The 2578-nt window shown below is 43.5% G+C and carries 3 protein-coding genes; 1 reads left to right on the top strand and 2 read right to left on the bottom strand.

Features of this window, described 5'->3' with window-relative positions:
• Positions 1–62: 62 nt before the first annotated feature.
• The gene (locus ACUTVW_RS10735; RefSeq protein WP_441929341.1) at positions 63–539 is read right to left on the bottom strand and encodes a DUF6790 family protein; all 477 of its coding nucleotides are present in this window, start codon (positions 537–539) and stop codon (positions 63–65) included.
• Positions 540–1021: 482 nt separating this feature from the next.
• Here ACUTVW_RS10735 and ACUTVW_RS10730 point away from each other — a divergent pair, with 482 nt between their 5' ends.
• Positions 1022–1879 (top strand): SDR family oxidoreductase, encoded by an 858-nt coding sequence (locus ACUTVW_RS10730; RefSeq protein ID WP_445645780.1) that lies wholly within the window; start codon positions 1022–1024, stop codon positions 1877–1879.
• Positions 1880–2027: 148 nt separating this feature from the next.
• Here the strand turns inward: ACUTVW_RS10730 and ACUTVW_RS10725 are convergent, their stop codons facing one another.
• Positions 2028–2567, bottom strand: a complete 540-nt coding sequence (locus ACUTVW_RS10725) for an RNA 2'-phosphotransferase (RefSeq protein WP_445645779.1) — start codon at positions 2565–2567, stop codon at positions 2028–2030.
• Positions 2568–2578: the final 11 nt, after the last annotated feature.

The raw sequence follows: 2578 nt of genomic DNA, 5'->3' as shown, positions 1-2578 counted from the left end.
CACGACCACACCTCATTCATTAATTGAAGTTCAAGCTGTGTTGTCATAAATCCAGTCCCTGTTTAGCTCATTACCCAGATGCCGCCAGCCAATATGGAAAGAACCGTGATAAACGTTTGATAGACAACGTCCATAATCAGATTACCAATACTATCTCCATCTGCCTTGCGATTCTTAATCATGACATAAGTATGTGACCATAGGCCACTTAAACCATATATGTACATCGTAACCAACACACCAACCCAAAAGTTCCCTTGAAACCAGATTGCCATAATCCCCATAACACCAAGTCCAACTTGCGAAAATCCGTATTTCACCTGAAACGGTCCGCCTGGCCAACCCAACATCTTGGCTGTTTGATCTGCTCTGGCGATATTAACCACGTAACCAATAACACCTACGAGTCCAAATGTAACCACAAACTGATGAAGCAATAACACTCTGCTAATCTCGCTCATTTCTCCAGGGAAACCGAGCATCCAAAGATGAACCGCCCCTGAAATAAGCCCAAATAACCATAGAACCAAAAACCACATTGCTGTCTCACTCCTGCCAATTTGTTATTTTGGAATCATTTGTAACTAAATGAATTAATTTGTAGATACCCACATTATATAATTGCTTTTACATTTGTCAATTCGTACATAATTTTCTATTTTGTCGAAGCTTTTTACATTTTTCTTCTCTTATACGCAATTGTATAATTGTAAGTAGTTCCAAATAACTTGAATAAAATGGTTCTTTTATACCGTTTTTACACTTATTCACACAAAAAATGTTTCTTTTTTAACACTCCTTAAGAACCATCACTCATTTATTGGGCAAATAAAAAAACTAAATAACCAACGGTCGATTCGTTTTATACATATATTCGGATCATCTTAATCAACTTTATAAAAAAACATAAAATTGACAACATTCTTTTTTGTAACTATTATAGTTACAAGGATATATATTTTCGTTACACATCCACCTAACAAGGCGAATGTTGCAAACTACAATATAGGAGGAAACAAAAATGAAATTGTTAGTTACAGGTGCTACAGGTAAACTTGGTTCACTGGTTGTTGAGGCGCTGTTGAAGACGGATGCTGCAACAGACTTGGCTGTTAGTGTGCGTTCACCAGAAAAAGCAGAAGCTTTGCGCTCCCAAGGTGTAGACGTTCGACAAGGGGATTTCGATCAGCCGGACACGCTGGAGAAAGCCTTCGCTGGTGTAGATCGGTTACTACTGATCTCCACAGACGGGGATAACGAGACACGTATTCGTCAGCATCAGACTGCCGTTCAAGCCGCCAAAAAAGCCGGCGTTGGTTACATCGCTTATACAAGTGTTGTGAATGCGGAACATAATCCGCTCTCCCTCGCCGAGGTACACCGCAAGACAGAACAAGCGATCCGTGAGTCAGGCATCCCTTACACATTCCTACGTAATAACTGGTACCTTGAAAATGAGGCTGGCAGTGTACAAGCCGTTACACACGGTGCTCCTTGGGTACATGCTACGAATGACAGCCTGGTTGGCTGGGCTACCCGCCGTGATTACGCCGAAGCTGCCGCTACCGTACTTGCAGGCGAAGGACACGAGAACAAGGTTTACGAATTGTCCGGCAAACTGCGTACACAGGCTGAGCTTGCTGCCATTGCAGGTGAAGTACTCGGACAGGAAATCAACGTACAGAATGTGGACGATGCGGCTTACGCGGACATCATGAAAGGTGCAGGTTTACCTGACTTTGTTGTATCCATGCTGGTTGAAATGCAGAATTCAATCCGCCAAGGTGCACTGGCTGTTGAGAGCGACGCACTGGAAACTTTGCTTGGTCGTCCGGCTCAACCGCTAAGTGAAGGTTTCAAAGCCATTTTGGGTAATTAAATTCGTCATGTTGCCCTCACGGTAACATACAGGATATAGAAAAAGGGTTGTTCCATACGTCACATGATGACGGGGACAACCCTTTTCGTATACATTATTATGGAGCTCTTCGAACAAAACTTACACATTCTTTAACCTAACTAATCGATTAACCTTGCTCAATATAACGCGATGGAATCACATCAGCCAGCCAAATACTCTCGTTGCCATGGTAAAAAAGAATACCTTCACGTGCGGCCTGCCCTGCCTGAATGCGCAGAATGACAGGCTGATCATCTCGCCTTTGTCCAACTTGACGTGCCGTATCCATATCAGCCGATAGATGCACATACTGCCGTTGCCGTGGCTGCAAACCGTGCTCCATGATGGAGGACACAGTACGTACGGGTGTACCGTGATACAACAATTCGGGAGGCTGTGTAGCTATTTTGGATATTTTTTGCGGAGTAGAATGACCATAAAGTGCACGAATTCGTCCAGCATTGATCTCGTGCCTTTTTTTCTCCGAAACTGCAATCATATGTTTCAGATCATCTTCTGTTACATTCCGCCACCCTGGGCTTTCGTGCAAAGCGACGAGCAATTGTGAAATCTCTACCCATCCCTCTTCATCCAGCTCAAGCTCGTATTCCCATGGCGCATGTCTCAATGCATAGGAAAGCTCTTTGCTCAGTTTCATGTAGTCCATGTCTCTCACCT

The sequence above is a fragment of the Paenibacillus sp. TSA_86.1 genome (assembly GCF_052691815.1).
This window is presented reverse-complemented; position numbering and strand designations above follow the sequence as displayed.